Below are 26,969 nucleotides of genomic sequence, written 5' to 3' on the forward strand. Positions count from 1 at the left end.
TCCAGCCGCCTCACGGGCCCCCGGCCTACCTTCGCCCGGCAAGGATCGCAGAAGACACCGCGGGTGACGCCCACCGGGCCCACTGCGCGAGGGGCCCCGCGGGTGCCTGCCCCGGGGCGAGAGCCGGCGCCCTGCCCAGGGGCCCGGCGTCCTGCGCGATGACGTTCGGCGTCCTGCGCGGGAGCCCGCGGTGTGAGGGCGGGGCGTCAGCCGAGCGGGACCGGGTCCGGCAGACCCACCGGCCACGTGTGCACCGGCTCCCCGACGTGCATCAGCTCGGTGTACCGCCGGGTCGTCGCCGCCAGGGCCGCATCGCGCGACATCCCCTGTTCCAGCGCCCGGTGGAACGTGGCCGACTGCCAGGACGCGCCGTTCACCCGGCGCCGGCAGCGTTCCTCGATCACTCCCAGGTACAGGTCCCGGTCCGCGGCCTCCACGCCCCACGCGTCCAGCCCGGCGGCGGCGAGCGGCAGCAGCTCGTCGCGGACCAGTGTGACCGCGTCGACCTCGCCCGTGCCGCCGTACCGGCCCCGCCGGGGCCAGACGAAGCGGGCGTCGATGCCGTGCCGGCACGCCGCGTCGAAGTTCGCCTCGGCCGCGGCGAACGGCAGGCGCGTCCACACCGGCCGGGGCTCCTCGGCGAGGGCGCGGACGAGGCCGTAGAAGAAGGCCGCGTTGGCGATGATGTCGGTGATCGTCGGCCCGGCTGGCAGCACCCGGTTCTCCACGCGCAGGTGCGGGACACCGTCCGCGATGCCGTACACCGGCCGGTTCCACCGGTAGATGGTGCCGTTGTGCAGGACGAGTTCGGCGAGCTTGGGCACCCCGCCGGCCTCGATCACCTCCAGCGGCTCCTCGTCGTCGCAGATCGGCAGCAGAGCCGGGAAGTAGCGCTGGTTCTCCTCGAACAGCTCGTACGCGGACGACACCCAGCGCTCGCCGAACCACGTCCGCGGCCGTACGCCCTGCGCCTGCAGCTCGGGCGGGCGGGTGTCGGTGGACTGGGTGAACAGCGGGGGCCGGGACTCGCGCCACAGCTCGTGACCGAAGAGGAACGGCGAGTTGGCGCCGACGGCGATCTGCGCGGCGGACGCGGCCTGCGACGCGTTCCACACGTCGGCGAACCGGCCCGGGGTGACCTGGAGGTGCAGCTGCACGGAGGTGCACGCGGCCTCGGGGACGATGGATTTCGACGTGCACACCAGGTGCTCCACGCCTTCGATGTCGAGCCGGAAGTCCTCCCCGCGCGCGGCCACGATCTGGTCGTTGAGCAGGGTGTAGCGGTCGACCTCCGAGAGGTTGGAGGAGACCAGGTCGTCGCGGCCCAGCGTGGGCAGGATGCCGATCATCACGATGCCCGCGTCCACCTCACCGGCCTTGCGGTCGGCGTAGGCGAGGGAGGTCCGCAGCTCCTCGGCGAGTTGGTCGAACACCCGGCCGCCCAGGCGGTGCGGGGCTATGTTGACCTCCAGGTTGAACATGGCGAGTTCGGTCTGGAAGTCACGGCTGGCGATGCGCTCAAGTACCTGTCCGTTCAACATTTTCGGCATGCCGTCACGGCCGGCGAGATTCAATTCGATCTCGACACCCATGAGGTTCTTGGGACGGTCGAATCGCTTCTCTGCCAGCAGTCGCTCCAACCCCGTCAGGCACTTCTGGAGCCTTTCGCGGTAGCGCTGGCGATCGGACAGGTCGAACTGCCCTGCCACGACCTTCTCCCCCATGGAAGTGTCCCTCCTCGGACGGGCGGGCCGACGATCCGTTCGCCGGGCTCCCACGTCAGGTGGGATGATGCCCAGCCGAAGCGATCGATAACGTCCCGTGTCGGCCCGCCGCCCGCTACTCTGTCGGAATGTTCCCCGCGGCACATTCACGGGGCATGCCGCAGCTCGCACCTTCGGGTGCCCCGTACGCCTCGTGAAAAACGCCGACGACATTCGGCCGACCGCTACCGGAGCGTACGACGAGGTCAGCGGCGAGGGTTCGGCCGCGAAATCGGGATTTTCTCCGCGAATCAGCGGCCCAATTCCGCCTTGCCCGTCACGCGGAAATGGGATAGCCGAAACACCGGCCGAACACGCGTCGTATAAACTCCGTCCACAAGGCACAAGGTTGGCGCCCTCGGTCCTGGTTCCTGCCGCGTTTCTGCCGTCACGGTTGACGGGCGACAGACAGAGCCGCACCCTCGTTCACACCCGACCAGGGCCCCCACCTCTCCGGCCTTCCGTGAGCAGACAGCGCTGTCCGCCCCACCCTCCTCGCGCCGCCGCGCCTGTCGAACGAGAGGCGACCCACCATGCCGTTGCATGTTCCCCCTGCCCCCGCGCCCGCCCTGCGCTCCGTCCTCACCGCCCTCGGTTCCCCCACCGCGGTCCGTGAGGCACGCACCCCTTCCCTGCGTGCCGCGCAGGGCCCCGCGACACCCGAACTCCCTTTGCCTGTGCACGTGTTGGACCGGATCACCGCGCAAGGTCTGTCCGCGACGCGGCTGGCCGGCTGGCGCTTCCTCATCCGGTGCGGCGATCGCGCGGTGGCCGCGGCCGAGACCATGCTCACTCCCGACGGCTGGGCCTTCTCACACTTCTTCGAGGGCCCTTACGTCGCCTCCACCGAACGCGCTCTGCACCAGGCCGAGGCGCTCCAGCACCCGTATCAGGCACGGCTGCTGTCCCTCCCCGGTCTGTACATGCTCACCCTGTGGCTGCACGACGACTGCACCGGTGACGGCACCGAGGGCCATCCGGCCGCCGGTGACCTGCTCGTGCCGCTCGCCCCGGCACCGCCCGGCATCCCGGCGCACCGCCCGTTCCGGGTGGCCGAGCTGCTTCCGGTGCTGACCCATCGGGCGACTCCCCTCCCGCTGCTCGGCTCGCCTGCCTGACCGACGCCCGCGTACCCCGCCGCCCGGTAGGGAAGCGGGGTACGACTCTTTTTTTCCGGGGACACCACCGGGACGTCCGTGATGGGTGTCTGGCACGGACGTTCGAGATTGGCATATGCCAGCGGATCGCTTCCGGATGGACTAGCCCTATCCGGTCAGTGCGAACCACCCAAAGGGACAGTGCAGTTGGCTGAACCGACCGGGCGGGTGACGCGTCATGAACCTGTGAGAAGCGGTGCCGTGAAATCCCTGCGGAACGAAGCCCAGAGGACAACACTGGAATCCGACCGACTCATCACCACGGGGGACGGACATGACCACGACCCAGCGAGAGATCCCGCCCATGTGCCAGCACCAGCCACCGTGCCCGACAGCCGAATCCGCCGACCGGGAGTCCGCCCGCCTCACGGCACACCACCCGGAGCAGGGGTGGAGCCTGCTGTGCAACGGCGTCCTGCTCTTCGAGGACACCGGCGAGCTGCTGCCCGACGGCCGCGTGATCGCCCCGCACCGCCCGCTCGGTGCGGAGCAGGTGCTGACCGCCGCCTGAGAACGGCACGACAACCGAGGGGCCGGCCGTACCCACCGGGTGCGCACCGGCCCCGACGCATGCCCGTGAGGGTCAGGCCGTGACGCCCCCGGGCACGTAGTCGAACCAGTCGAAGGCCGCCCGCCCCTCGGTGACGTACATGCCGATGACACGGCCGGTGAAGCCGGTGGCCACCTGGGTCGACAGATAGCGGCCGTCGAGTTCGGCCAGCCGGACGGTCCCCTCGCCGGTCCCGACGGTGAAGACGAGGGTGTCGGGACCGTCCTGCGGTCCCGGGTGACGGCTCGCGCGGATGTCGACGGCCAGGGTGAGGGGGCCCGCCGGCACCGGCTGTTCGGCGACCGTCCGGCGCAGGGGGCCGATGCGCGCGATCACCACCGCCGTCCCCCCGCTCACCTCCAGGTCGTAGTGGTGTGCCTCGTCCAGCCGGACGGACAGCCCGGCCCGCGTCGCCCCGGGCTCCAGCAGCGCGGCCATCCGGCAGTCGTGGTGCTGCTGGCGGCGGCCGACGAAGGTGTGCCCCGGCCGGTCGAGGCTGTCACCGGTGGCCGTCAGGACGAGCCGGCCGGGCCGTTCGGTCAGCGACCAGCAGCCCTCGGGCCTGCGGTGCGGGGATATCCAGTGCGGCGCGAGTCCCGGACCGGTGAAGTCGTCCCGCACGGGTGGCTGTTCGACGGGTGCCCAGGCGGGCGGCGCCGGATGCCGCTCCCGCACCCCTCCCGCCCGGGGCCAGCCCTCGGACCACTCCACCGGCACCAGGAAGGTCTCCCGGCCGAGCACGTGGAACCCCGGGAACCAGCCGCGGGGCCGGGTGCCCAGCAACACCATCCACCAGCCGCCGTCGGCCGCCTGCACCAGGTCGCCGTGCCCGGTGCACTGGACGGGCAGGCCGGTGCCACGGTGGGACAGCAGCGGGTTGCCCGGCGCCGGTTCCCAGGGGCCGCGCGGCGAGCGGGCGCGCGCGACCGACACACCGTGCCCCAGTCCGGTGCCGCCCTCCGCGAGCAGCAGGTACCACCACTCGCCGATCCGGTACAGGTGCGGGGCCTCGGGGTCCGCGAGACCGGTTCCGGACCACATCGGCAGCGGCCCCTCCAGCACCTTGCCGGTGCCCGGGTCGATCCGGGCGACCGTGACCCCGGCCATCGCGCACCAGCAGTTGCCGTCCTCGTCCCAGGCGAGATCGGGGTCGATGCCCGGCAGGTCGATCCACACCGGGTCGGACCACGGTCCCTCGGGGCGGTCGGCGGTGACGAGGAAGGTGCCGCCCGCGCCGACGGCGGTGGTGATCACGTAGAACCGTCCGTCGTGGCAGCGGATCGTCGGCGCGTAGATGCCGCCCGAGGCCGGGACGTCGTCGGACAGGGCGAGCTGCTCCGGCCGGTCGACGACGTTGCCGATCTGACGCCAGTGGACCAGGTCCCGGCTGTGGAAGAGGGGCACGGCGGGGACGTACTCGAAGCTGGAGCACACCAGGTAGTAGTCGTCCCCGGCTCTGCACACGCTCGGGTCGGGGTGGAAACCGGGGAGGACGGGATTGTCGTAGGTCCGCATGCTCGCTCCCGAAGGGGTCCGAAAGTTTCGAATCAGGCACCGAATTCTATCGAGGACCCATGGCCGCCGAGGGCGGAACGGCTCTGCGAAATGATCGTCGTGCGGCCGGGGCGGCCCTTGCGGGTGTCCGGCCGGACGCGACGCAGACGGGCATCCTTCGGGGAGCGCGACGCCCGGTGGTCGCCGGCCGTCCGGCGTGCCGGTCCCCGCTCCCCGCGCGTCCGTCCCGCCGGCTGTCACCGGCCCCCGCTTCGTACGGTCTCCGCGCTCGCGGGTCATTCTTAACGCAAGCTTGACGCCGTCCGAGCCCTGATCCACAGGCCTCGACATCACGCTCCGCTTACGCTGTTGCCGCCGTCCCGCGTGATGGCTGAAAGAGCTGAGCCGCACGTCAGGAGCACGCCGATGGTCACGACCGAGCGCCCTCCCAGTACCAGCCGACTGCGCGCCTGGATGCTGGAGGGACTGTCCGACATGGGCAAGGGCGGTGGCCACACGGGACCGCACGCCCAGCCCGGGTCTGCGCACAAGGGGCAGCGCTGGTGGCGGGTGATGTGCCTGACCGGTGTCGACTACTTCTCCACCCTCGGATACCAGCCGGGCATCGCTGCGCTGGCGGCCGGTCTCCTCTCCCCCGTGGCGACCATCGTGCTCGTCGTCGTCACCCTGGCCGGCGCTCTGCCGGTCTACCGCCGGGTGGCCGAGGAGAGCCCGCACGGCGAGGGCTCCATCGCGATGCTGGAACGCCTGCTGTCCTTCTGGCAGGGCAAGCTGTTCGTGCTCACGCTGCTGGGCTTCGCGGCGACCGACTTCCTGATCACCATGACGCTCTCCGCCGCCGACGCCTCCACCCACCTGGTGGAGAACCCGCATCTGACGAACGCCCTCCAGGGCAAGCAGATGCTGATCACGCTGTTCCTGGTGGCGCTGCTCGGCGCGGTCTTCCTCAAGGGCTTCCTGGAGGCGATCGGGGTCGCCGTCGCCCTGGTCGGCGTCTACCTCGGGCTCAACGTCGTCGTCGTGATCGTCGGCCTGTGGCACGTCGTCACCGCCGGCCATCTGGTCACCGACTGGGCCGGCGCCCTGACCACGGAACACGGCAACGTCTTCGCGATGGCCGGCGTGGCACTGCTCGTGTTCCCCAAACTCGCCCTGGGCCTGTCGGGCTTCGAGACCGGTGTCGCCGTCATGCCGCACGTCCAGGGCGACCCGGGCGACACCGAGCAGCGGCCGGCCGGCCGGATCCGGGACACCCGGAAGCTGCTGACCACGGCCGCGCTCATCATGAGCGGCTTCCTGATCGCCACCAGCTTCATCACCACGCTGCTGATCCCGGAGCCGGAGTTCGAGCCCGGTGGCGGCGCCAACGGCCGCGCGCTCTCCTACCTCGCGCACGAGTACCTCGGCGGCATCTTCGGCACGGTGTACGACGTCTCGACCATCGCCATCCTGTGGTTCGCGGGCGCCTCCGCCATGGCCGGCCTGCTGAACCTGATGCCGCGCTACCTGCCCCGCTACGGCATGGCCCCGCACTGGGCGCGTGCCGTGCGCCCGATGGTCATCGTCTTCACGCTGATCGCGTTCCTGGTGACCTGGATCTTCGACGCCGACGTCAACAAGCAGGGCGGCGCCTACGCAACAGGTGTCCTGGTGCTGATCAGCTCGGCCGCGATCGCGGTGACCATCGCCGCGCGCAAGGCGGGGCAGCGGGGCTGGACCATCGGGTTCGCGGCGATAGCGGCGGTGTTCCTCTACACGACCGTGGTGAACGTCATCGAGCGTCCGGACGGCGTGAAGATCGGTGCCTGCTTCATCGCGGGCATCATCCTGGTCTCACTGCTGTCCCGGCTCGCCCGCGCCTTCGAACTGCGGGTGACCAGCGTAACGCTGGACCCGCTGGCGGAACGGTTCATCCGGGACATGGCCAGCCGGAAGATGCGTTTCATCGCCAACGAGCCGGACAGCCGCGACAAGGCCGAGTACCGCGAGAAGATCGAACAGATCCGGGTCGACAACGACATGCCGGAACAGGAGGACTTCGTCTTCGCGGAGGTCACCGTGACCGACCCCTCCGAGTTCGAGACGGGTCTGACCGTGCGCGGCGAGGTCCTGCACGGCCGTTACCGCGTGCTGACGCTGGAGCACTCCTCCATCTCCAACGCCCTGGCCGCACTTCTCCTCCACGTCCGGGACGTCACCGGCTGCACCCCGCACATCTATTTCGAGTGGACCGAGGGCAGTCCGTTCACCAACTTCCTGCGCTTCTTCCTCTTCGGCCAGGGCGAGGTCGCCCCGGTGACCCGGGAGGTACTGCGCGAGGCGGAACCGGATCGGACACGCCGGCCGCGGGTGCACACCGGGTGAGGGCAGGGCCGCGGCCCCACCGCGGTCCGGCCCGACCGGTCCTGCCCGGCCGGGCAGGGGCTCACGGCCGTGGACGCGCCGAGCCGGTCACCCCGCGTCGTCCCCGCTGTATCCGGCGGCCGACCCCAGGTCCGCGGTTCCCGCCGCCCGGGCCTATGGTGACCGGCATGCAGTCCTACACGATCGGCCAGGCCGCACGGCTGCTCGGCGTCAGCCCGGACACCGCGCGCCGCTGGGCCGACGCGGGCCGGATGACCACCCACCGCGACGAGTCCGGGCGCCGCCTCATCGACGGGCGGGACCTGGCCGCGTTCTCGGTCGAACTGGCCCGGGCGGGCGGCGGCAGCGGCGAGGAGGACACCTCCCACACCTCCGTGCGCAACGCCTTCCCCGGCATCGTCACCGCGATCAAGCTCGGTGACGTCGCCGCCCAGGTGGAGATCCAGGCGGGCCCGCACCGGCTCGTCTCGCTGCTCACCCGGGAAGCCGTGGAGGAACTCGGCCTCGAGGTCGGCATGGAGGCCACCGCCCGGGTGAAGTCCACCAACGTGCACATCGACCGGGTCTGACCTTTTCCGGACTAAGGGCAACCGGACCTCCGTTCGATGTGTGCGGGGTGAATGCGGGATCATCTGGATCGTGACCTCTATGCCTCCGTCCGAGCCCAGCGCTACTGAGAGCGATCGGATCAAGGTGTGGTACCGGTTTGTGCCGCGCGAAGGCTGGCTCCCCCACGACACTGAAGGGCTCTGGGCCACTCGCCTGAGCGGAGACACCGCCAGGGTGGAAAGCGTCCCCTTCCTGCAAGACGGGGTGGCTGAGGGCGAGGTCGTGCGGTTCGTGACAGACGCCGACGGACTCCACTGGGCGAAGGAACGGGTGGAGGGATCAGGCAACTGCACGGTCCGGGTCTTGCCCGTTCCCTCCGGCCCACTGGGGAGAAGTGCTCGGGCTGTGCACGAGCGGCTGTCGCCGTTCGGCCTGGGCGGTGAGGTCTTCAGCGAGGAGTTCCCGTTGGTCGCCCTCACCGTGCCGGCCGAGGCAGACATTGGTGGGATCAAGACGTTGCTTATCCGCGGCCAGGAGGATGGGTGGTGGCACTTCGAAGTCGGTTGTGTCACCGATGCATGGCGCAACGCGTAGTCCGGTCGGCGAGAACGGCCCCGCTGGGGGCGGGGCCGGTGGGTGCTTTCGGGGGTGCATGGTGGTCAGCTTCGTAGCTCGGGTTCTCCCGGCTTCGGACGCGGCAGTGGCGCAGCGCCGGTGAAGACGGGCATGCCGAGGTCGACCAGTTGAGGGCGTCCGTCGGTGGGGGGGTCTTGAGACTGTTGAGCTTGGCCATCGCTGCGTCGAAGCTGACCTGGAGTCCCTCGACCTCGCCGAGCCAACCGTTGGCTCGGGCCTCTCGGATGCGTTCGCGGAGGTTTTGGATGATCTCGACGAGGCGGGGCTTCTGGCGGGGTCCATCTGGAGGACGGGGCAGCGGATGCAGGCGTGCTCGCGCTTGCAGGGGTTCCGTAGGGGCGCCCGCAGGTGCCGAGCGACACTTTTCGAAGTTCGAGGTGCTGCTGGAAGTTGCGCCACTCCGCAGTGGTCGGTTCGCGGTATTCCTCTTGGGGGCGCTCGGCTCGACGCCGGTCGAGGCAGCCTCGGTAGGTCCGCACCAGGTCGTCCTGGAAGACGGCGAGGTAGGCCTGGGTGGTGGTGACCGGGGCGGAGCTGTATCCACCCCCAAGCGTCGGGCGAACGCACATGCAAGCCACCAACCGCGAGCGCGCTGCTCATGCGATGCGACAGGCAACTTACAGCTGGCAGATGCGGCAGTATCATCGCCGCACGGCCGATGCCCGCCCACCGAACCGAGGAGTAGATCGTGAAGAGCCGTTCCGTGCGCCGGGCCCGGCGGATGCTGAAGCCGGCCGGCGCGGGGGCAGCCGCCCTGATGGCACTCAGCGCCTGCTCCTCCTCCGTCTCGTCGACCGACCGGGCGGACAAGCCCGCCCCGGCGCTGTCCGGCCCGGTCACCGTGTTCGCCGCCGCCTCCCTGAAGGAGAGCTTCACCGCGCTGGGCAGGCAGTTCGAGAAGGAGCACCCGGGTACCAAGGTCAGCTTCAGCTTCAACGGCAGCGACAGCCTGGCCTCGAACATCACCGGCGGCGCCCCGGCGGACGTCTTCGCCGCCGCCAGCCCCAAGACGATGGCGATCGTCACGGACAGGAAGGACACCGCCGGCACCCCGGCCATCTTCGTCCGCAACCAGCTGGAGATCGTCACCGTGCCGGGCAACCCGCACAAGCTGTCCTCTCTGAAGGACCTCGCCGGACCCGGCCTGAAGGTCGTCCTGTGCGACAAGTCGGTGCCGTGCGGCGCCGCCGCCCAGAAGGCCCTGGCGGCAGGCAGGGTGAAGCTGACCCCCGTCTCCTACGAACAGGACGTCAAGGGCGCCCTGACCAAGGTGGAGCTGAAGGAGGCCGACGCGGCCCTGGTCTACAGGACCGACGTGAAGGCCGCGCACGGCAAGGTGGAGGGCGTGGAGTTCCCCGAGTCCGCCGACGCGGTCAACGACTACCCGATCGCCGTGCTGAAGGACGCGCCGAACGCCGGGGCCGCCAAGGCTTTCGTCGCCCTCGTGCGGTCCGCCGAGGGCCAGAAGGTGCTGAGCGCGGCCGGGTTCCGCAAGCCGTGACCTCGCTCGACGAGCCCGGCACCACGACCGGCTCCCGCCCGGTCCGGCCACGGCGCCGCCGCGCCGGCACCGGGGGCCGGCGCGGGGTGCCGTTGCCGCTGCTGCTGCCGGGCCTGCTGGCCCTGGCGTTCCTGCTGCTGCCGCTGCTCGCCCTGCTCGTCCGGGCCCCCTGGCGCAGCCTGCCGGACCAGCTGGCCGGCGCCGAGGTGTGGCAGGCGCTCCAGCTGTCCCTGGTCACCGCCACCGCGGCGACCGCCGTGTGCCTCGTCCTCGGCGTACCGTTGGCCTGGCTGCTGGCCCGCACGGACTTCCCCGGCCGGGGCCTCGTGCGCGCCCTGGTGACGCTGCCCCTCGTTCTGCCGCCGGTCGTCGGCGGCGTGGCCCTGCTGCTCGCCCTGGGCCGCAACGGCGTCATCGGCCAGTGGCTGGACTCGTGGTTCGGGGTCACCCTGCCGTTCACCACCGCGGGCGTCGTGATCGCGGAGGCGTTCGTGGCCATGCCGTTCCTGGTCATCAGCGTGGAGGGCACGCTGCGCGCCGCCGACCCCCGCTACGAGGAGGCGGCCACCACGCTGGGTGCCTCGCGCTTCACCGCGTTCCGCCGGGTCACGCTGCCGCTGATCGCCCCCGGGATCGCGGCGGGCGCGGTACTGGCCTGGGCACGAGCGCTCGGTGAGTTCGGCGCGACGATCACCTTCGCGGGCAACTTCCCCGGCCGCACCCAGACCATGCCGCTCGCGGTCTACCTCGCCCTCCAGAACGACCCCGAAGCCGCCGTCTCCCTCAGCCTCGTCCTGCTCACGGTGTCCATCGCCGTGCTGGCCGGCCTCAGGAACCGCTGGACGCCCACCTCATGAAGAACACCGGCCCCGAGCCCCCGGACGCCTCCGCTCACGCAGGGAGCCCAGGCGTACCGGCGACCACCGACAACCGCACCCCGGACGTACGCGCGGCAGCCGACGGTGCTCGCGCCCCACAGGGGCCACCGGCACCAGGCGTCGAGAGCCGCCCGGTCGGTCCGGGCGGGAACCCGCATCCGGCCGGAGGACGGCGACCCGCTCTTCACCCGCGCCCGGAGACCGCCCGGACCGCCCCAGACGGAGGCCTGGACGCCCACCTCGTCGTCGACCGCCCCCCGTTCCGCCTGGACGTGACCCTGACGGCCGCCCCAGGGGACGTCATCGCCCTGCTCGGCCCCAACGGCGCCGGCAAGACCACCGCCTTGCGCGCTCTCGCCGGTCTCACCCCGCTCACCGACGGCCACCTGCGTCTGGACGGCATCTCGCTGGAGCGCACGCCCCCGGAGTCCCGCCCGGTCGGCGTGGTCTTCCAGGACTACCTGCTCTTCCCGCACCTCTCCGCTTTGGACAACGTCGCCTTCGGCCCCCGCTGCCGGGGTGCGGGGAGGTCCGAGGCCCGCGCGCAGGCAGCGGCCTGGCTGGAGCGCATGGGCCTGGCCGGCCACGCGGCCGCCAGACCGCGCCGCCTCTCCGGCGGCCAGGCCCAGCGCGTCGCGCTCGCCCGCGCCCTCGCCACCCGTCCCCGGCTGCTGCTCCTGGACGAGCCGCTGGCGGCCCTGGACGCCCGTACCCGCCTGGAGGTCCGCGCCCAGCTCCGCCGTCACCTGGCGGAGTTCGAGGCGGTCTGCGTACTGGTCACCCATGACCCGTTGGACGCCATGGTGCTCGCGGACCGGCTGGTGGTCGTGGAGCACGGGCGGGTCGTGCAGGAGGGCACGCCCGCCGAGATCGCCCGCCACCCGCGCACGGACTACATCGCCCAGCTCGTGGGCCTCAACCTCTATCGCGGGCAGGCCGCGGGCCACACGGTACGGCTCGACGCCGGGCCCGCGATCACGACGACGGAGCAGCTGTCGGGACCGGTCTTCGTGGCGTTCCCGCCGTCGGCCGTGACCCTCTTCCGGGACCGGCCCGTCGGGGCCAGCGCCCGGAATGTGTGGCGATGCGAGGTCGCGGGCCTGGAGACGCACGGCGACCGGATCCGCGCCGACCTCTCGGGCGGGCTTCCGCTCACGGCGGACCTGACGACGGTCGCCGCGGCCGAGCTGGACCTGCACCCCGGTGCACCGGTCTGGGCGACGGTCAAGGCGACGCAGACCCACGCGTACCCGGCCTGACACCCTCGCCCACTACGGTGAGGGGCCATGACTCTCAGCATCCGCAACCAGTTGCCCGGCACCGTCACCGAGGTGCACCCCGGCGAGGTGATGGCGACCGTCGGTGTCCGCCTGACCGGGGGCCAGAACCTGACGGCGGCCATCACCCTGGAGGCCGTCGAGCAGCTCGGTCTCGCCCCGGGCTCCTCCGTGCACGCCCTGGTGAAGTCGACGGAGGTGTCCCTGGCCACCAACCGGGTCACGGGCCTGTCGATCCGCAACCAGCTGCCCGGCGCGGTCACCCAACTCGTGGTCGGCGACGTCATGGCCTCCGTGAAGGTCACCGTGGACGGCGGCGAGCTCACCGCCGTCATCACCAGGGACGCGGCCGAGGACCTCGGCCTCTTCGTGGGCTCCGACGTCATCGCCCTGATCAAGGCGACCGAGGTCTCACTGGCGACGGCATAGCGGAAACCCGAGGGTCCCGCCCGGATGCCGGGCGGGACCCTCGGGCGCGGCTCGCTCAGTCCTCGTACGCGTCCAGCGGCGGGCAGGAGCAGACCAGGTTGCGGTCGCCGAAGGCCTGATCGATGCGGCGCACCGGCGGCCAGTACTTGTCGGCGGCCGAGACGCCCGCCGGGAAGACGGCCTCGTCGCGGCTGTAGGCGTGCGTCCACTCACCGCCGAGCGCGGCGGCGGTGTGCGGGGCGTTGCGCAGCGGGTTGTCCTCGGCGGACCACGCGCCGGAACCGACCTTGTCGATCTCCGCGCGAATGGTGATCATCGCATCGCAGAAACGGTCCAGCTCGGTGATGTCCTCCGACTCGGTCGGCTCGATCATCAGCGTGCCGGCCACCGGGAAGGACATGGTCGGGGCGTGGAAGCCGTAGTCGATCAGACGCTTGGCGACGTCGTCGACGCTCACGCCGGTCGCCTTGGTCAGCGGGCGCAGGTCGATGATGCACTCGTGCGCGACCAGGCCGCCGGGGCCCGTGTACAGGACGGGGAAGTGCGGCTCCAGGCGCTTGGCGATGTAGTTCGCCGACAGCACGGCCACCTGCGTGGCCCGCTTCAGGCCCGCACCGCCCATCAGGCGGACGTACGCCCACGAGATGGGCAGGATCCCCGCGCTGCCCCACGGGGCGGCCGAGATCGGGCCGACGCCGGTCTCCGGCCCCGCGGCCGGCTGGAGCGGATGGTTGGGCAGGTACGGTGCCAGGTGCTCGCGGACGGCGACCGGGCCGACGCCCGGACCACCCCCGCCGTGCGGGATGCAGAACGTCTTGTGCAGGTTCAGGTGGGAGACGTCACCGCCGAAGTGGCCCGGCTTTGCCACGCCGACCAGGGCGTTGAGGTTGGCGCCGTCGACGTACACCTGGCCGCCGGCGTCGTGGACCCGGGCGCAGATGTCGGCGACGTGCTCCTCGAACACACCGTGCGTGGACGGGTAGGTGATCATCAGCACCGCCAGCTCGTCACGGTGCTTCTCGATCTTCGCCCGCAGGTCCTCGATGTCGATCTCGCCGTCTCCGGCGGTCTTGACGACGACGACCTTCATGCCGGCCATCACGGCACTGGCCGCGTTGGTGCCGTGCGCGGAGGACGGGATCAGGCAGACGGTCCGCTGCTCGTCGCCGTTGGCGCGGTGGTAGCCCCGTACGGCGAGCAGACCGGCCAGCTCGCCCTGCGAACCGGCGTTCGGCTGGAGCGAGACCTTGTCGTAGCCGGTGACCTCGGCGAGACGCTCCTCCAGCTCACGGATGAGCGTCAGATAGCCCTCGGCCTGCTCGGCGGGCACGAAGGGGTGCAGCTGCCCGAACTCCGGCCAGGTGACCGGCTCCATCTCCGTGGTCGCGTTGAGCTTCATGGTGCACGAGCCCAGCGGGATCATGCCGCGGTCGAGCGCGTAGTCACGGTCGGCCAGCCTGCGCAGGTAGCGCAGCATCGCGGTCTCGGAGCGGTACTGGTGGAAGACCGGGTGGGTGAGATAGGCGTCGGTGCGCAGCAGCGCCTCGGGCAGGGTGTCCTCGGCGACCGGGTCCAGCGCCTCGACGTCGGCCTCGACACCGAACGCCGACCAGACGGCGGCCAGCTGAGCCCGGCCGGTGGTCTCGTCGCAGGCCATGGAGACGAGGTCGGCGTCGACCAGGCGCAGGTTGACCCCCTTGTCCCGGGCGGCGGCGACGACCTCGGCGGCCCTGCCGGGCACGCGCGCGGTGACGGTGTCGAAGTAGGCGCCGTGGACGATGTCGACCCCGCCGGCCTTCAGGCCCGCGGCGAGAACCGTGGCGTAGCGGTGCGTGCGGCGGGCGATGGTCCGCAGACCCTCGGGACCGTGGTAGACGGCGTACATGCCGGCCATCACGGCGAGCAGCACCTGCGCGGTACAGATGTTGCTGGTGGCCTTCTCACGGCGGATGTGCTGCTCACGGGTCTGCAGGGCCAGGCGGTAGGCCTTGTTGCCGTCGGCGTCGACGGAGACCCCGACCAGACGGCCGGGCAGGCTGCGCGCGAACTTCTCCTGTACGGCCATGTAGCCGGCGTGCGGCCCGCCGAAGCCCATCGGCACACCGAAGCGCTGGGTCGTACCGACGGCGATGTCCGCGCCCAGCTCGCCCGGGGAGGTCAGCAGGGTCAGCGCGAGCAGGTCGGCGGCGACCGTCACCAGAGCGCCCAGCTCGTGCGCCTGGTCGATGACCGCCTTGATGTCCCGTACGGCACCGGAGGCGCCCGGGTACTGGATCAGCACGCCGTTGATCTCGCGCTCGGCGATCCCGGCCGGGATGCCGTCGCTGAGGTCGGCGACGACGACCTCGACGCCGGCCGGCTCGGCACGCGTCTCGATCACGGCGATGGTCTGCGGCAGCGCGTCCGCGTCGACCAGGAACAGGCCCTTCTTGTTCCGGCCCATGCGCCGGGAGAGCGCCATCGCCTCGGCGGCGGCGGTGCCCTCGTCCAGCAGGGAGGCACCGGAGGTGGGCAGGCCGGTGAGGTCGGCGACCACCGTCTGGAAGTTCAGCAGGGCCTCCAGGCGGCCCTGGGAGATCTCCGGCTGGTACGGCGTGTAGGCCGTGTACCACGCCGGGTTCTCCATGACGTTGCGCAGGATGACGGGCGGCGTGAACGTCCCGTAGTACCCGAGCCCGATCATCGAGCCGAGGACCTGGTTGCGGTCGGCGAGGGAGCGCAGCTCGGCGAGCACCTCGGCCTCGGTGCGGGCGTCCGGCAGGTCGAGGGCGTCGGCGTTCTTGATCACGTCCGGGACCGCGGCGGCGGTCAGCTCGTCCAGCGAGCCGTACCCGACCTGCGCGAGCATCTTGGCCCGCGCCTCCTGGTCAGGGCCGATGTGGCGCTGCTCGAACGGGATACCCGCTTCGAGTTCGGAGAGCGGAATGCGATGGGCGGTCATTGCGGAGGCCTCCTGGTCTGACGCGACCTTCGAGGGGCACCCCTGTACGGATACCCCGACGGCCTCCCCCTCTGTCATCTCGACCTGAGAGCTTCACCGGGCCCTCCGCGGGCACCGGCTTTCACCGTCGGTGAGAGCGGACGCCGTGCACACCCGCCCTGCTTTCCAGAGTGACCTCGTCCGTGCGGTACGTGAGCCTGAGAGATTCCGGGGAGGATTTGCTCCTTCGGCGCCTCCGATGTGGTCGGAGGACTCTCCCGCGCGGGGTCAGCAGCCGCTGTCAGCCTACCAGCGGGGTCAACGCCTGAGCCCTCGAGTGGCCGCCTCCCTGAATGTGCCCTTTCGTAGTGCTTACGGATGAGTTGCGACCATGTGGAGAGAGAGGGACCGTGCGAACCGACATCGATCCGCGCAACCTGATCGGCCGCAAGGTGTTCGACGTCAATGGCGCCAAGATCGGCACCATCGACGAGGTGTACCTCGACGACGCGACCGGCGTGCCCGAGTGGGCTGCCGTACGCACCGGTCTCTTCTCCCGGGACGCCTTCGTCCCCCTGGAACCCAGCGAACTCCTCGACGGCACGCTGCACGTCCCTTTCGACCGCGCCCTGATCAAGGACGCCCCCGACTTCGGCGTGGGCCGGCACCTCTCCCCCGACCAGGAACTCCAGCTCTACCACCACTACGGCCTGGACACGGCGCCCCCGCCCGAGGTCCCGGACCATGATGTCGGCACCCTGGCACCACCGGAGGAACCCCGGCCCACACCGGGCCCCTGACCCCCGCCGACGGGGTGCTCGACACCGGGCGCGCCCACGAGGTCATCCCCTCCTGAGGCACCCGAGGCCCGCTCGTCGTCCGACGGCTGCCGTACGTCCCGGCCCGCGCAGGCACCCTGTCCCGGGGACGGTGCCCCGCGTGGGTCACCGCTCGGCCGGCCGGGAACGCCGGTCGGGTGGGCGGGGCCGGCCGCCGTGACCAGCGGCAGCGGCTCAGCCGGCGCCAGCGCGGGATCGTCGACCCGGAACGTCCGTACCCGCCCCGGCTCGGACTGCGGCGTCTCGAAGCGCACGGTGACCCGGCCCAGCCCACTGCCCTGCACCCACCCGTGTCCCCAGTGGTCGTGCCGCACGTCCTGCCCGGCCCGCCACTGCCGCTCGGCCGGCTCCGCCTGCTCCGCCGGGGCCTGCGGCACGGCCTCCTCGGCGAGGTCCACCGCCCGCTCCCCCGCAGCCTGCGCGAACAGGTCCTCCTGCGTGTAGTCGGCGAGCCCGGACACGCCGACACCGAGCAACCGCACCCCGCCCGTGGTGTCCACGGACTCCAGCAGTCGCGCCGCCGCCTCGCGGATGACCGTGGGATCGTCCGTGGGGCCTCTGAGCGTCTCGGAACGGGTGAGGGTCGAGAAGTCGTACCGCCGCACCTTCAGCACGATGGTCCGCCCGGACAGCGCGGCCTCGCGCAGCCGCCGTACACACCGGTCGGCCAGCCGCTGCACCTCCAGGCCGACCCGCAGCCGGTCGTGGATGTCGACGTCGTACGTGTCCTCCACGGACACCGACTTGGTCTCCCGCTCGGCCACCACGGGCCGCTCGTCCCGGGCCAGGGCCATGGCGTACAACGCGTGCCCGTGCGCCTTGCCGAGCATCCGGACGAGTTCGTCCTCGCCCGCCTCGGCCAGCTCCCCGACCGTGGTGATCCCGGCCCGGCGAAGATGGTCCCCGGTGGCCGGGCCGACCCCGGGCAGGGTCCGCACCGGCATCGGCCCCAGCAGCGCCCGCTCGGTCCCCGGCTCGATCAGCACCAGGCCGTCCGGCTTGGCCTGCTCGGAGGCGATCTTCGCGAGCATCTTGGAGGCGGCCAGCCCCACCGACCCGGTGAGCCCGGTGACCGCCCGGATGTCCGCGCGGAGCCTCTCCCCGGCCCGCCGCGCCGACTCCTCGTCCCAGGCGGCTCCCCCGGCCTCCAGGTCCACGAACGCCTCGTCCAGGCTGAGCGGCTCGATCAGCGGTGACAGCTCCCGCAGCAGTGCCATCACCTGCTCGCTGACCGTCCGGTACAAGGTGAAGCGCGGCACCAGATAGGCGGCGTTGGGTGCCAGCCGGCGCGCCTGCCCCATGGGCATCGCCGAGTGGACCCCGAAGACCCGTGCCTCGTACGACGCGGTGGCCACCACCCCGCGCGGTCCGAGCCCGCCCACCACGACGGCCTTCCCGCGCAGGCTCGGCTTGGACGCCTGCTCCACCGAGGCGAAGAAGGCATCCATGTCGAGATGCAGGACCGTGGGCGCGTTTCTCACATCTCCGATGCTGCACCACGGCACTGACAACGCGGTGACGCGCATGGCCCCGCACGGGATCCGGCGTCAGACCGCCCGGTTGCGGCGCCGCGCCAGCTCGTCCGCGGGGTTCTGCCCGACCAGGGTCTCCCCGGTGTCGATGCGCTCGCCGTGCAGCTGGGAGAGCGCGCTCTCCACGTCCCGCCACACCACGCCGACGGCGATCCCGAAGACACCCTGACCGCCCTGGAGCAGGGCGTGGACCTCGTCCGGCGACGTGCACTCGTACACGGTGGCGCCGTCGCTCATCAGGGTCATCCGCTCCAGGTCGAGGAAACCGCGTTCCCTGAGGTGCTGAACGGCCGTGCGGATGTTCTGGAGCGACACCCCGGTGTCCAGGAACCGCTTCACGATCTTCAGGACGACGACGTCCCGGAAGCTGTACAGACGCTGGGTGCCCGACCCGTAGGCGGGCCGCACGCTGGGCTCGACCAGGCCGGTGCGGGCCCAGTAGTCGAGCTGGCGGTAGGTGATGCCGGCGGCCGCGCAGGCCGTGGGCCCGCGGTAGCCGATCTGCTCGGACGTCATGGACGCCACCCCTTTGCCGTCCGGCACCGCCGTCGGCAGCTGCGGAGCGTGCTCGGCCGCGCTGCCGGGACGGGGGTATCCCCCGCTCGAGCGCAGCCGCGAGTCCGGGGGCGGGTACGGACCGCTCTCCCCGAAACCGCGTCCGGGGGCACCCCCAGCCGTACCGTCGCCGCTGGTTCTCACGCCGACCTCCGTCCTTGACCTGCCTTCTCGACGGTAGGCAGTCACCAGGGGTGCGTCAACGATCGCCACACTCGGCACGCCGAGTGATAATCACCCAAGGAGTGGTTTCCCGTGTCCCACCGCGGGGAAAGGCTAGCCGAATGCGCTCGCGGGAAGCCGTAGGACGCTCTCACCGGCCGGAGGCAATTGCCGGGGCAACGGACCCGCGCAGCCGCCCACCGTCCCGGAGGAACCCGGTGTCCGGCAGGCCGACGCCGCGTCTCACTGGCTGCTGGTGCCGAAGTCCTCGGGCGAGATCTGGTCGAGGAACTCGCGGAACTTCTCCACCTCGTCCTCCTGCTCGTCCGGAATGGCGATGCCCGCGTCGTCCAGCACCGTGTCACTGCCGTAGATAGGCGTTCCGGTGCGCAGGGCCAGCGCTATGGCATCGGAGGGACGGGCACTGACCTCGACCCCGCTGGCGAACACCAGTTCCGCGTAGAAGACCCCTTCCCTCAGGTCGGTGATGCGGACTTCGGTCAGCTCCTGGCCGACGGCCTCCAGCACGTCCTTGAACAGGTCGTGGGTCAGCGGTCGCGCGGGGGCCATGCCCTGCTGGGCGAAGGCGATCGCCGTCGCCTCCCCCGGCCCGATCCAGATGGGGAGGTAACGATCGCCTCCCACTTCGCGCAGGAGCACGATCGGTTGGTTGGAGGGCATTTCGACCCGGACACCTACGACATCGAGCTCGTTCACACAGCAACCCTAGGCCGTGCCCGGGACGTTTGGGTAGTCGGGCCGGGAACAGGTGCCCGATCCGGCCGCCCGGACACCCCACCGCTCCCCCGTCCCGGCGCCGGTCAGCCGGGGCGCAGCCGGTCCCCGCGCGGGTTCCGGCGAAGCTGCGGTCTCAGGGCAGGCGCACGCCGAGGGCGGTCTTCACGAGAGCGGCGTGCAGCTTCGTCGTGAGCGCCGCCAGTTCCTTCGTACGAGCCTCGGCGAGTGCCCTGGTCTGCGGGTTGCGGTGGCGCCTGAGCGGGGCCACCACCTGGTCCACCAGCCCCGCTTCACGGTCCGCGGCGGCCTTCATCACCCGAAGGTGACGCGGCTCGATGCCGAAACGGCCCAGCTCGGCGATGAGCGCGGCCACGGTGACCGCCTCGGCGTCGTACGCCCCGTCCTCCAGAGGAGCGATGAGCCCGTAGGACTCCCACTCCTTCAGTTCCGCCTCGTCGGTGCCCGCGGCGGCCAGCAGCTCGGCCTTGCCGACCCTCGCCACCGTGTGCCTCTCCGGCGGCTCCGGGCCGTCCTCCGCGGTGCGCTGGCGCCCGACCAGGGGCAGCGGGGCGGCCTCCCCCCGCTCCAAGGCGTCCAGGTACTCCCGGATCACCTTGAGCGGGAGGTAGTGGTCCCGTTGCATCCGCAGGACGTGACCGAGACGCTCGACGTCCCCGGCGCTGAACTTGCGGTACCCCGACGGGGTCCGCTGCGGCTCGATGAGCCCCTCCGACTCCAGGAAGCGGATCTTGGAGATCGTGACTTCGGGGAACTCGTCGCGCAGCACGTTCAGCACCGTGCCGATGCTCATCAGCGCACTGGCCCTGGCGGCGGTACCGCTTCCGGCACCACCGCTCGGTGTTCGCAGCATGGACCTTCCCTGGGGGTCCCCCCGGACGTCGGTCCGGGGGTGGGTCAGATGCCCTGCCGGCTCGCGTAGAACACCAGCCGGTACTTGCCGATCTGCACCTCGTCACCGTTCGACAGCGCGACCTGGTCGATGCGCTCCCGGTTGACGTACGTGCCGTTCAGGCTGCCCACGTCGGCCACCGTGAAGGAGCCGTCCGGGGAGCGCCGGAACTCCACGTGCCGCCGGGAGACCGTCACGTCGTCCAGGAAGATGTCGCTCTGCGGATGCCGGCCGGCCGTGGTCAGGTCGCTGTCCAGCAGGAAGCGGCTGCCCGAGTTCGGACCCCGGCGCACCACCAGGAGCGCCGAGCCCAGCGGCAGCGCGTCCACCGCGGCCTGCGCCTCCGGGGAGAGCATCGGCAGCGGCGTCTGGCCGGTCGCCTCGGAGTCGTAGGCCTCGAGGCCGGAGATCGAGATCGTGGACGTCGTCTCGGAGGCCCGCTCGGGTGCCACTCCGGGGCGCAGCGGCGCGCCGCAGTGGGAGCAGAACCGGGCGTTCTCCGCGTTGCGGTTACCGCACCTCGTACACACCAGGACCGACATCGACGGATCCTCCTGCCGCGGCTGCCCCGCCGGGGCGTTGGACGCGTACGGGCCGGAGGCGAACCCTCCACCCGCACCTGAGGTTGACGGTTGCCCGAAACCTATGCCGCCGGACTGGGAAGGGTCAACAGACGCCGCGCCCTGACCACCGGAAATGTCACCGCCCGGACCAGCGACCTGGTCCCGGAACAGCGGGCGCCGGCCCTCCGCGTCAGGCTGCGCGCGATGACGGGCGGTGGCGTTGTCGCCGCCCTCTCGCGCGCTCTTGCCGAACAACTTCGCAAACAACTTCACGGGCGATTCCCCTTGACCGAAACAGACCCGCCCGTGGGGCAGGACGAACCCTGATTGCCTACACCGGCCGAGCCGGACATCCTCACAACGTCCGTATCCACCAAACAGTTTCCATCACGCGTCACCTCTTCGGTGCGCCGACCCCCCGCAAGCTCATGCCCGTGCGCGACAGCCGCCATGCACCGCCGGTTCACCGGGAGGACGACCGAGCGTAGTCAGGCTGCTTCACGTGCCGCAAGGCAGCCACGACGATCTTGTCCGACCGTTCCACGGTCGCCGTGGCCTGCTCCTTCTCCAGGGTCTGCACCACGCCTCCGGGGATGTTGAGCGCCGGCTCGAGGTCCTGCGGCTTGCCGATGACCTTGAAACGATACGGGGCGTTGATCTTGTTCCCGTCGACGCTCACGCTCTTGCCGGAGTCGGTGAAGTAGGTGCCGGCGACCACCCGGACCCCGTTGACCTGGATCGCCTCCGCGCCGGCCGCGCGCAGCTCCTGGATCGCGTCGAGCAGCATGTCCGCCTGGACCGTCCCCTTCGTGTCCTCGATCGTCATGGTGATGCCGGGACCCTGCGCCGCCACGGTGCCCGCCAGGATGCCGAGTTGCCTCTTCTTCTCGGCGGTCTGCCTGCGTGCCTCCGCGGCCTGGTCGGAGCTGCTCTGAAGCTCCTGACGCTGCTTCTCGAGTCCCTGCTTCTCGTCCTCAAGACGCTGAGTACGCGAGTCCAGTTCATCGAGGATGCGTACGAGATCTTCCTGACGGGCGCCGCGCAGCGCGCTGTCGGTGTCGCTGTTGGACGCCACCTGGACGGCCAGGCCGAAGCCGAGGCCGAACAGCAGCACCGCGACGATGAGTTGGGCGCGGGTGAAGCGCGGCGGCCACAGACCCTGGACGAGTCGCTGCCGTCCGGTCAGCGGCTGCTGGGCCTGCTCCCCGGCCGGCTGCCCGGCCCCGGGCACGGACGCGGGCACCTCGGCCGGCAGCTCCCTGCGCAGCCCGTGCTCCGGCAGCCGGCTCTCCGGCTGGTCGTTCCGGTCGTTCCGGTCGTTCTGTTCACTCATCGGTGTCACGCCCGGAAGACGTGTCGCCGGATCGCCGCGGCGTTGGAGAAGATCCGGATGCCCAGGACCACGACGACGCCCGTGGACAGCTGCGCGCCGACGCCCAGCTTGTCACCGAGGAAAACGATCAGCGCGGCGACGACCACGTTCGACAGGAACGACACCACGAAGACCTTGTCGTCGAAGATGCCGTCGAGCATGGCCCGCAGTCCGCCGAAGACGGCGTCCAGCGCCGCGACGACGGCGATCGGCAGATAAGGCTCGACGACCGCCGGAACCTCGGGCCGGACCAGCAGGCCGGCCACGACTCCCACGACGAGACCCAGTACGGCGATCACGATGTGCCCTTCTCGCTGTTCTCGTTGCTCGGCTGTGCTGTACGCACGATCACACTCGGTGCGGCGGGCAGCCGGACGTCACCCTCCGGGGAGATGGTGGCGCGGATGCCGTAGTTCTCCACCAGGGCATGCAGGTACAGGCCGTCGGCGCTGTTCTGGAACGTGGTGCCGAGCCTCTGCCGGTCCCCCACCGCCAGCACCGTGTACGGCGGCACCAGCGGCCTGTTGTCGACCAGGATCGCGTCGCCCGCGGCCCTGATCGCGGACAGGGCCGTCAGCCGCTGCCCGTTGATGGAGACCGCCTCGGCCCCCGACGCCCACAGCCCGTTGACCACGCGCTGCATGTCGCGGTCACGCAGCCGGCCGGTGTCGGAGAAGCCCGACGTCTCCCGCGGATTGGCCCCGTCCCCGCCGCTGGTTGCTTCCTTGGCGTCGTTCACGACGAGCCTGACGCCGGGCCCGTGCACGGCGGTCGCGCCGGACAGCACGCCCACCAGGTCCGCCGCGGCGCTGCCGCCGCTGGACCTCAGGGCCGCCCGCTGGCGCGCGCCGACGTCGTCGCGCAGCTTGTCGACCGTGCTCTCGAGCTTGTCCGCGTCCGCGGTCTCGCTGTCGACGCGGTCGATCAGTTCCTGGCGTTCCTTGGCCACCACGGGCGCCGCGACGCGCGCCTGGGCCGCTCCCACGGTGACGACCAGCGCCGCGAGGACGAGGCCGGCGGCCAGGCCCAGCTTGGCCCGGAGCGTCTTCGGCAGACCGCCCTCGCCCTGGGCCTTCTTCCGGGCGGCGGCCTCGGCGTATCCGTCGTCGAGGCTGTGGTCCATGACGTTGGTGATCAACGACATGGAGGCGTCCGGGCGCTGCGGCCGCGTGGGGCTGCTCCGAACGGGGGGTTGCTGCGGCATGCCGCACATCGTCGCATGTCGCGAGCCGTACCTCCGAACGGCCCCACCCGCGTGCCGGACAGGCCCCCTTGGGGACGCTTGTCCGGCACGCGGGCGGGCGACGGCGTTCGCCGTTCCGGGACTACCGGCCGGCGCTGTCCACGACGGCCGCCCACTCGTCCAGCAGGGCCTGCGCGGAGGCGTCGTCCGGCCCCTCGGCCCACAGATGCGTGACCGCCTCGGCCGGGTCGGGCAGCACCATCACCCAGCGTCCGTCGGTCTCCACGACCCGCACACCGTCGGTCGTGTCGACGAAGCGGTCCCCGGCGGCCTCGACGACCCGCCGCATCACCAGGCCCTTGACGGCCCACGGCGTCGCCAGGTCCCGCTTGAGGACGTGCGCCCGGGGGATCCTGGCGTCGATCTGGCTGAGCGTGAGCTGGGTACGTGCCACGAGCCCGATGAGCCGTACGAAGGCCGCTGTGCCGTCGTAGACGCTGCTGAACTCGGGGACGATGAACCCGCCCTTGCCGTCACCGCCGAAGATGGTGCCTTCCTCGCCGCCGACGCGCGTGAGGTCGTCGGGCGAGGTGGTGGTCCACTCGACCTGGGTGCCGTGGTAGGCGGCCACCTGCTCGGCGATCCGGGTCGTGGTGACCGGAAGGGCCACCCGCCCGCTGCGCCGCTCGGCTGCCACCAGGTCCAGCATCACCAGCAGGGCCCGGTCGTCCTCGATGATCCGGCCCTTCTCGTCGACGAGCGACAGCCGCTCACCGACCGGGTCGAACCTGACACCGAACGCGGCACCCGACGACGCGACGATCTCCCCGAGCCGCACCAGGCCCTTGCGCCGCATCTCCGCCGTCTCCGTCGGCCTCGACTCGTCGAGACCCGGGTTGATGATCAGCGAGTCCACACCGAGCTTGCCGAGGAGGCTGGGCAGCACGAGCCCGGCGCTGCCGTTCGAGGCGTCCACGACGACCTTGAGGCCGGCCTCCGCTATGCCCGTCGTGTCGACGTCGCGCAGCAGCGATCCGGTGTACGAGTCGAAGACGCTCGCCGGGAAGTGGAGATCGCCGATCTCACCGGGGAACGCGCGCCGGTACTCCTGCCGCGCGAACACGCGGTCCAGCTTCCGCTGGCTGCCCTGCGACAGGTCCGCGCCCTGCGAGTCGAAGAACATGATGTCCACCGAGTCGGGAACGCCGGGCGAGGTGCGGATCATGATGCCGCCGGCGCTGCCGCGCGCGGTCTGCTGCCGGGCCACGGGCAGCGGCACGTTCTCCAGATCGCGTACGTCGATGGCGCTGGCCTGCAGCGCGGAGATCACCGCACGCTTGAGCGCGCGGGCACCTCGCGAGTGGTCGCGGGCGGTGGTGACGGTGGCGCCCTTCTTCAGGGTCGTCGCGTAGGCACCGGCGAGCCGGACCGCCAGCTCGGGGGTGATCTCGACGTTCAGGATGCCGGACACGCCACGGGCGCCGAACAGGTTCGCCTGTCCCCGCGACTCCCAGATCACCGAGGTGTTGACGAAAGCGCCGGCCTCGATGGTCTTGAACGGGTAGACGCGGACGTTGCCCTGGACGATCGATTCCTCACCGATCAGGCACTCGTCACCGATGACCGCGCCGTCCTCGATCCGGGCGGCCCGCATGATGTCGGTGTTCTTGCCGACGACGCAGCCGCGCAGGTTGCTGTGCTGCCCGATGTACACGTTGTCGTGGACGACCGCCTTGTGCAGGAAGGCACCGCTCTTGACGACGACGTTCGAGCCGATGACGGAGTGCTCGCGGATCTCCGCGCCGGCCTCGACCTTCGCGTAGTCACCGATGTACAGCGGTCCGCGCAGCTCGGCGTCGGGGTGCACCTCGGCGCCTTCCGCCACCCACACGCCCGGTGAGATCTCGAAGCCGTCGATGTCGACGTCGACCTTGCCTTCGAGAACGTCCGCCTGGGCCTTCACATAGCTCTCGTGGGTGCCGACGTCCTCCCAGTAGCCCTCGGCGATGTAGCCGTAGATCGGCTTGCCTTCCTTCATCAGCTGCGGGAAGACGTCGCCGGACCAGTCGACCGGAACATCGGGGTCGACGTAGTTGAAGACCTCGGGCTCCATGACGTAGATGCCCGTGTTGACCGTGTCGGAGAAGACCTGTCCCCAGGTCGGCTTCTCCAGGAAGCGCTCGACCTTCCCTTCCTCGTCCACGATGGTGATGCCGAACTCCAGCGGATTGGGCACCCGGGTCAGGCAGACCGTGACGAGCGCGCCCTTCTCCTTGTGGAAGTTGATCAGCTCGGTGAGGTCGAAGTCGGTCAGGGCATCGCCGGAGATCACGAGGAAGGCGTCGTCCTTCAACGCCTCCTCGGCGTTCTTGACGCTTCCGGCGGTACCGAGTGGCTTCTCCTCGTTGGCATAGGTGAGCTCCATACCGAGCTCCTCGCCGTCACCGAAGTAGTTCTTGACCAACGAAGCCAGGAACTGCACGGTGACGACGGTCTCGTTGAGCCCGTGCCTTTTGAGCAGCCGTAGCACGTGCTCCATGATCGGGCGGTTGGCCACAGGCAGGAGCGGCTTGGGCATGCTCGAGGTCATGGGGCGCAGGCGTGTGCCTTCGCCACCGGCCATCACGACGGCCTTCATGTCGGAAGCGTCCTCCTCAGAGACGACGGTCTAGCCGACTTCACCCGTCCAGATTGTCCCGCACTTTTCCACCGCGGGCCAACGAGGCGTTACGCCAGGACTTACGTCAGGACAATCGCCGAGTTCGATCGACCGTGGCGTCCGCACGCACCAATCGGCGGACTTGCACCACGTAGAGCACTCCTGCCCACCAATAGAGGGTTGTACCCCATCCGGCGAACGCCCATCCGAAAATTGCGGCGAGTGACGCGATCCAACCCTGTCCGTCGCTCAGCAGCAGGAGAGGGAAGGCGTACATCAGGTTGAACGTGGCGGCCTTCCCGAGGAAGTTGACCTGCGGCGGCGGATACCCGTGCCGGCGCAGGATGCCCACCATGACCAGGAGGACCAGTTCTCGGGCCAGCAGCAGGCCGGTGAGCCAGAGGGGGAGGATCTCCCGCCAGGTGAGCCCCAGCAGCGTGGTGAGGACGTACAGGCGGTCCGCGGCGGGGTCGAGGAGCCGGCCGAGGCTGCTGATCTGGTTCCAGCGCCGTGCGAGCTTGCCGTCGAGGTAGTCGCTGATCCCGCTGAACGCCAGTACCAGGAGGGCCCACCCGTCGCTCTTGGGGCCGCCGAACTCGGGCCTGAGGATCAGCCACAGGAAGAGCGGTACGCCGACGAGCCGCGCCATGCTGAGGATGTTGGGGATGGTGAGGACCCGGTCTGTCTGGACGCGGGTCTCCTGGACCTCCATCCGGGGGCCTCCTGTGCGAAATGAGCCGACGATGCTCCCTGACCCTACCTCAACGCAAAAAAGCTCCGGCTCCTGGGCAGTAATGCCCAGGAGCCGGAGCTCTAAAAGGAGTTCGGCGGTGTCCTACTCTCCCACAGGGTCCCCCCTGCAGTACCATCGGCGCTGTGAGGCTTAGCTTCCGGGTTCGGTATGTAACCGGGCGTTT

23 protein-coding genes, 1 rRNA gene and 1 riboswitch are annotated in these 26,969 nt (G+C 70.8%); of the genes, 10 read left to right on the plus strand and 14 right to left on the minus strand.

Going from position 1 to position 26,969, the window contains the following annotated elements:
• Positions 1–206: 206 nt before the first annotated feature.
• Positions 207–1,724 carry a glutamate--cysteine ligase gene (locus ACF1BE_RS25950; RefSeq protein ID WP_392201430.1) on the minus strand — a complete coding sequence of 506 codons (1,518 nt, stop codon included), beginning with the start codon at positions 1,722–1,724 and terminating at the stop codon, positions 207–209.
• 572 nt (positions 1,725–2,296) lie between these two features.
• Here ACF1BE_RS25950 and ACF1BE_RS25955 point away from each other — a divergent pair.
• Together ACF1BE_RS25955 and ACF1BE_RS25960 are read left to right on the plus strand one after the other, a co-directional pair.
• Positions 2,297–2,881 carry a hypothetical protein gene (locus tag ACF1BE_RS25955; RefSeq protein WP_392201431.1) on the plus strand — a complete coding sequence of 195 codons (585 nt, stop codon included), beginning with the start codon at positions 2,297–2,299 and terminating at the stop codon, positions 2,879–2,881.
• A gap of 343 nt (positions 2,882–3,224) precedes the next feature.
• Positions 3,225–3,431: a DUF5999 family protein gene (locus ACF1BE_RS25960; protein ID WP_392201452.1), complete on the plus strand. Its 207-nt coding sequence runs from the start codon at positions 3,225–3,227 to the stop codon at positions 3,429–3,431.
• Between the two features lie 72 nt (positions 3,432–3,503).
• On the opposite strand, the gene ACF1BE_RS25965 is transcribed toward ACF1BE_RS25960, so the two are convergent.
• On the minus strand, positions 3,504–4,985 hold the full coding sequence (locus tag ACF1BE_RS25965) for a glycoside hydrolase family 43 protein (RefSeq protein WP_392201432.1): 1,482 nt from the start codon (positions 4,983–4,985) through the stop codon (positions 3,504–3,506).
• 405 nt (positions 4,986–5,390) lie between these two features.
• On the opposite strand from ACF1BE_RS25965, the gene ACF1BE_RS25970 reads away from it, so the two are divergent.
• From ACF1BE_RS25970 to ACF1BE_RS26000, 7 genes are all read left to right on the plus strand, one after another.
• Positions 5,391–7,349 (plus strand): amino acid transporter, encoded by a 1,959-nt coding sequence (locus ACF1BE_RS25970; RefSeq protein WP_392201433.1) that lies wholly within the window; start codon positions 5,391–5,393, stop codon positions 7,347–7,349.
• Positions 7,350–7,516: 167 nt separating this feature from the next.
• On the plus strand, positions 7,517–7,918 hold the full coding sequence (locus ACF1BE_RS25975) for a molybdopterin-binding protein (RefSeq protein WP_392201434.1): 402 nt from the start codon (positions 7,517–7,519) through the stop codon (positions 7,916–7,918).
• 79 nt (positions 7,919–7,997) lie between these two features.
• Positions 7,998–8,492, plus strand: coding sequence for a DUF4265 domain-containing protein (locus tag ACF1BE_RS25980; protein WP_392201453.1), 495 nt, complete (start codon positions 7,998–8,000; stop codon positions 8,490–8,492).
• Between the two features lie 763 nt (positions 8,493–9,255).
• Positions 9,256–10,035, plus strand: coding sequence for a molybdate ABC transporter substrate-binding protein (modA, locus tag ACF1BE_RS25985; RefSeq protein ID WP_392201454.1), 780 nt, complete (start codon positions 9,256–9,258; stop codon positions 10,033–10,035).
• A complete protein-coding gene (gene modB, locus ACF1BE_RS25990; RefSeq protein WP_392201435.1) occupies positions 10,032–10,892 on the plus strand; it encodes a molybdate ABC transporter permease subunit in 861 nt (286 codons plus the stop codon). Before modA ends, modB begins: the two co-directional genes overlap by 4 nt.
• The gene (locus ACF1BE_RS25995) at positions 10,889–12,172 is read left to right on the plus strand and encodes an ABC transporter ATP-binding protein (RefSeq protein ID WP_392201436.1); all 1,284 of its coding nucleotides are present in this window, start codon (positions 10,889–10,891) and stop codon (positions 12,170–12,172) included. The genes modB and ACF1BE_RS25995 overlap by 4 nt, the downstream gene beginning before the upstream one ends.
• A gap of 27 nt (positions 12,173–12,199) precedes the next feature.
• Positions 12,200–12,619, plus strand: coding sequence for a molybdopterin-binding protein (locus tag ACF1BE_RS26000; protein WP_392201437.1), 420 nt, complete (start codon positions 12,200–12,202; stop codon positions 12,617–12,619).
• A gap of 55 nt (positions 12,620–12,674) precedes the next feature.
• Here the strand turns inward: ACF1BE_RS26000 and gcvP are convergent, their stop codons facing one another.
• Positions 12,675–15,560, minus strand: coding sequence for an aminomethyl-transferring glycine dehydrogenase (gcvP, locus tag ACF1BE_RS26005; RefSeq protein ID WP_392201438.1), 2,886 nt, complete (start codon positions 15,558–15,560; stop codon positions 12,675–12,677).
• A gap of 175 nt (positions 15,561–15,735) precedes the next feature.
• A riboswitch (glycine riboswitch) is annotated at positions 15,736–15,830 on the minus strand.
• 119 nt (positions 15,831–15,949) lie between these two features.
• Between gcvP and ACF1BE_RS26010 the strand changes: the two genes are divergently transcribed.
• Complete coding sequence (locus ACF1BE_RS26010; protein ID WP_392201439.1) at positions 15,950–16,339, plus strand: PRC-barrel domain-containing protein; 390 nt, start codon at positions 15,950–15,952, stop codon at positions 16,337–16,339.
• Here the strand turns inward: ACF1BE_RS26010 and ACF1BE_RS26015 are convergent.
• The 11 genes from ACF1BE_RS26015 to rrf form a co-directional block, all read right to left on the minus strand.
• Positions 16,243–17,859, minus strand: coding sequence for a DNA polymerase IV (locus ACF1BE_RS26015; RefSeq protein ID WP_392201440.1), 1,617 nt, complete (start codon positions 17,857–17,859; stop codon positions 16,243–16,245). The genes ACF1BE_RS26010 and ACF1BE_RS26015 overlap by 97 nt on opposite strands.
• A 66-nt stretch (positions 17,860–17,925) precedes the next feature.
• A complete protein-coding gene (locus ACF1BE_RS26020; protein WP_392201441.1) occupies positions 17,926–18,609 on the minus strand; it encodes a MerR family transcriptional regulator in 684 nt (227 codons plus the stop codon).
• A gap of 261 nt (positions 18,610–18,870) precedes the next feature.
• A complete protein-coding gene (locus tag ACF1BE_RS26025) occupies positions 18,871–19,344 on the minus strand; it encodes a bifunctional nuclease family protein (RefSeq protein ID WP_026253112.1) in 474 nt (157 codons plus the stop codon).
• Between the two features lie 154 nt (positions 19,345–19,498).
• Positions 19,499–20,236, minus strand: coding sequence for a MerR family transcriptional regulator (locus tag ACF1BE_RS26030; protein WP_392201442.1), 738 nt, complete (start codon positions 20,234–20,236; stop codon positions 19,499–19,501).
• 44 nt (positions 20,237–20,280) lie between these two features.
• Positions 20,281–21,111: an FHA domain-containing protein gene (locus ACF1BE_RS26035; RefSeq protein WP_392201443.1), complete on the minus strand. Its 831-nt coding sequence runs from the start codon at positions 21,109–21,111 to the stop codon at positions 20,281–20,283.
• Positions 21,112–21,301: 190 nt separating this feature from the next.
• Entirely contained in the window at positions 21,302–22,171 is an 870-nt protein-coding gene (locus ACF1BE_RS26040; protein WP_392201444.1) for a DUF881 domain-containing protein, read from the minus strand.
• A gap of 5 nt (positions 22,172–22,176) precedes the next feature.
• On the minus strand, positions 22,177–22,509 hold the full coding sequence (locus ACF1BE_RS26045) for a small basic family protein (protein ID WP_003988855.1): 333 nt from the start codon (positions 22,507–22,509) through the stop codon (positions 22,177–22,179).
• Positions 22,506–23,423, minus strand: a complete 918-nt coding sequence (locus ACF1BE_RS26050; RefSeq protein WP_392201445.1) for a DUF881 domain-containing protein — start codon at positions 23,421–23,423, stop codon at positions 22,506–22,508. Before ACF1BE_RS26050 ends, ACF1BE_RS26045 begins: the two co-directional genes overlap by 4 nt.
• Before the next feature lie 112 nt (positions 23,424–23,535).
• A complete protein-coding gene (locus ACF1BE_RS26055; protein WP_392201446.1) occupies positions 23,536–26,031 on the minus strand; it encodes a sugar phosphate nucleotidyltransferase in 2,496 nt (831 codons plus the stop codon).
• 106 nt (positions 26,032–26,137) lie between these two features.
• Positions 26,138–26,764: a CDP-alcohol phosphatidyltransferase family protein gene (locus tag ACF1BE_RS26060; RefSeq protein WP_392201447.1), complete on the minus strand. Its 627-nt coding sequence runs from the start codon at positions 26,762–26,764 to the stop codon at positions 26,138–26,140.
• 110 nt (positions 26,765–26,874) lie between these two features.
• A 5S ribosomal RNA gene (gene rrf / locus ACF1BE_RS26065) occupies positions 26,875–26,969 on the minus strand; the annotation flags it as partial.

This window comes from Streptomyces sp. NPDC014991 (assembly GCF_043080665.1).
GTDB lineage: Bacteria > Actinomycetota > Actinomycetes > Streptomycetales > Streptomycetaceae > Streptomyces.